Genomic DNA, 3,509 nt, shown 5'->3' on the forward strand with positions numbered 1-3,509 from the left:
ATTCTTGTGGGTTAGGCATCCTGTCTGCCCTTTGAGATTGTTTTGGAGGAAATGTCTAATCATAATCTTACCCTTCCCACCATTTTTTCTAATTAAGCACGACGGCTGAACTGAAATCTCCTCTGTTGCAACACCTGTTCGTAAAGTTTTTCCAATTGGGCGATATTGCGGCTAAGAGTATAGCGCTCTAAAACTCTCGCTCTTGCTTTTTGTCCCAACCGAACTGTAAAGTCTGGATGGTCTCTCAGCAAAGGTAACAGAGTTTGCAACTCCGACCTCACCCGCTGGGGATTGAGAACTACACCGCATCCTTCTTCCAAAACTTCACCATCTGCGCCGACATCCGTAGCCATACAAGCGACTCCGCAAGCCATTGCTTCCAGGAGAGATAGGGAAAGTCCCTCTGCCAAAGAAGGCAGTATAAAAACATCCGCACCGCGCAGGATTTCGATGCGACGTTGCTCATCGGCGACGAATCCCAACCAAAGGATACCGTATTCGGAATCGTAAAAAGGCTCTAAAGCAGGCCGTAAAGGCCCATCTCCGACAATGAGTAACTTGCAATCCGGCCCCATTTTTGCTTGTACCCAAGCCTTGAGTAAGGCTTCCACATTTTTTTCGGGGGCAATTCGACCTTGATAAACAAAGATGCGTTCTGCATCAAACTCAGACTTGAGCTGAGAAGGGCCGGGGGAATATTTTTGGACATCAACCCCGTTGGGAATTACGGCTACTTGTGGGGCGGGTACAGCCATTTTAACCAGTAACTCGCGCTGCATTTCCGAAAAGACGATCGTGCGATCGTAATTAGCCAGGAAAGGAGCGTAGAGCTGGTAAGCCAGATATTGCGTTCCCGACTTAATTTTTGCACCTTTGCGAGCGTAGGGAGTGTGGAACGTAGCCACTAAAGGGATATCGAGCTGCTCGCAAATTTCCGGAAGTACGAAATCTAGGGGAGATAGAGTCAGAGAGGCGTGAACCAAGTTTGGTTTGAGCTCCCGCAGAGAGTCCATCAAAACCTTGCTAGACTTCAGTGTGGGAATCGTATAAACCTGAGATTTGTAAAGAAAAGGCAGAGAAACTTCCGAACACTCTGGCCAGTTGACGGCATCGGGTTGTTCTTGGGCAAAATGGAGAAAGCTAACCCGGTGTCCCTTGTCTAGCAAAGCGTTGGTAATTTCCCGACTGTAGGTGACATTGCCGCAAAAGGGTGTTTTTTTTCCAAGCCAAGCGATGTGCAGCATTTATAGGCTAAAGGCTAAGGGCTAAAGGCTAAAGGAGATCGAGCTAATGGCTAAGGTTTATGTTCGTTATTCATCGTTTATCGTTGCCGACAACAAACTGGGAACAACAAACAATCAGCCGACCATTAATAACTCGGTTTGTCAGCTTTTGTTAATGTGTGAGAGCTAGTACGGCAAATATACCAGGTAAATAGCCCTCCTGCGATCGTAGCCGCAGCTAAAACTAGAAAAACAGTCTGCAAACCCAAGAAAGTCTCTGCCACACCAGCCAGCGCCAAAGGCAAACTCAGAGCAATATTAATGGCATTATTTTGTAGGCCAAACACTTTACCGCGCATTTCTGGAGGAGTTTCTTTTTGGATCGCGGTTTGCATCGGCACAGCCACCAAAGAGCCAAAAGCACCCATCAGCGTTACCAACAGCAGCACCATCCACAAATTCCGTGTAAATATGGACATACCGATCAAAGAGACAGCCACACCCGCAGAACCGCACAAACTCAGCCCGGTACTGGAAAAACGCTGCCCCCAGTGACCTAAAACAGCGGCACCGATGCCCATCCCGACGCCTCCAGCCGCCATCAAAAAGCCAAACTGGGAGGCTTTCATTTGCGGGATTTGTCCGGCTACACTGACTGCGAGTACAGATAGAGCGGCAAATACAGAAAATAATACGATTAATTGCAGCAACGCAGCGCGGACGCGACGCTGTTGTTTGAGATAAAGAAATCCGTCGCGTAGGTCTGCCAAAATATGTGGTGGTTCGTGTGCTTGCGTATCCTTTTTTTCACCAGTTTTGAGCAGCAGCAGAATCACACCTGCGATCGCATAAGATCCTCCCACCAGCAATTCTTTGCCGATATCTGTTGCCGCACCGAAGTTGTGCGTGAGGGTATCTGCGATCGCTAACAGCGGTTCCCCTACCGCAAAGCCAATAATCACCGATGCCATCATCGTGGTGGTATAAAGCGAATTTGCCGATAGCAAATGGCGACCTTTCACCACCAATGGAATTGCAGCCTGTTCCGCAGGGGCAAAAAATTGGGTTAGGGTAGAAACCAAAAATGTCACCAACAGCATCAGACAAAATCCCGCCGGTAAACCTCCCAGAGATGGCCAACCTTTAGAAAGCCACAGCAGCGATGGTAAAGCGATTACCAGACCGCCGCGCAGGAGATTTGTGGCCACCAATACCGTTCGTTTGGGCCAGCGATCGACAAATACACCAGCCAGAGAACCAAACAGCACCGCTGGGATGGTAAAGGCCATCATAATTCCCGATACCCAAGCGCTCATGGTCTGATTTTCGGTCTGAAATGCGGAGTCGATCAAAGCAATCATCAGCACCAGATAAACTTTATCTGCTAGCTGGGAAAAAACTTGACCGCTCCACAGTGCCAGAAAGTTACGATTTTTCAGCACCGGTACAAAGCCGAGTTCTGGGCTATTTTCCTCAGATTCCTGGGTTTTTGGGGTCAATTCTGGCGGAGATTGGCTGATAGCAGCACCGTTAGAGGCGGCGGGAACGAAGCCGTTGTTTATGGGTATTTCTTTGGCAGCAGTTTCGGCAAGCTCAAGATGATTTTGCGATCGCCTATCTGCACTCAAAGACACATCAGTAACCGAGGTTGGCATCGATACACTTTCCTTTGGGCGATCGTTGTGGTTTTCGGGCATCAGGGATTGGGATTTGAGAACTGGGGTATGCTGAATATCTTTCCCGTTCCCCAATTCCGGTATTGCCTCCCTTAAGGATGGGGGGCTAACGGACAAAATCGGTGTTTCCAGATCGGAATCAGACCATTGCATCATGAGTGAGGGGCAAATCGGCTCTCAAGCAAAATAGGTATCCATCAAAGCACCGGAGCGAATCTGCCGTCCGAAATGATATTCCGTATACTGTCGCAAAATTCGTTCCACAGATCGCCAGCTGGGGTCTGAGAAATACATATGGAATGAATTTTCTTGCACGAACGGTAGCTGGGGCTTCGGTAGGTGCTGGAGTAGTGCCAGCTCGATGGCGGAAAGCTGGCTGTTGAGTGTGAGCATTTCTCGCTCAGATCCGTCAGTTTGTAAGGGCGGGACGATTTCACCTTGACTTTCTGCCGTTTGGGTGGTGATGCCTCCCTGAGAGGGGGTGGCATTTCGCTCCGCGACACTAACTGGTGCTTCTTGTGCAGTGTACAGCGATCGCGACACCTGCAAGCGTCCCCGCACCGACAATCGCCCTTCTGCTTGCAAACGCGCTAGCGCTGACAAACTTACC

2 protein-coding genes and 1 pseudogene are annotated in these 3,509 nt (G+C 49.3%); all 3 read right to left on the reverse strand.

Annotated elements, in window-relative coordinates:
• Positions 1-92 precede the first annotated feature (92 nt).
• Positions 93-1,241 carry a glycosyltransferase family 4 protein gene (locus H6S82_RS24195; RefSeq protein ID WP_190464845.1) on the reverse strand — a complete coding sequence of 383 codons (1,149 nt, stop codon included), beginning with the start codon at positions 1,239-1,241 and terminating at the stop codon, positions 93-95.
• Positions 1,242-1,369: 128 nt separating this feature from the next.
• Entirely contained in the window at positions 1,370-3,055 is a 1,686-nt protein-coding gene (locus H6S82_RS24200) for an MFS transporter (RefSeq protein ID WP_190464814.1), read from the reverse strand.
• A 21-nt stretch (positions 3,056-3,076) separates the two neighbouring features.
• Positions 3,077-3,509 (reverse strand): annotated as a pseudogene (locus H6S82_RS24205) (hypothetical protein); the annotation flags it as partial.

Source organism: Planktothrix sp. FACHB-1355, assembly GCF_014748295.1.
GTDB lineage: Bacteria > Cyanobacteriota > Cyanobacteriia > Cyanobacteriales > Aerosakkonemataceae > Aerosakkonema > Aerosakkonema funiforme_A.

What these genes read in the sequence shown, in the direction of transcription:
- H6S82_RS24200 (WP_190464814.1), bottom strand. Translation starts at nt 3,055, where the DNA reads ATGATGCAATGGTCTGATTCCGATCTGGAAACACCGATTTTGTCCGTT.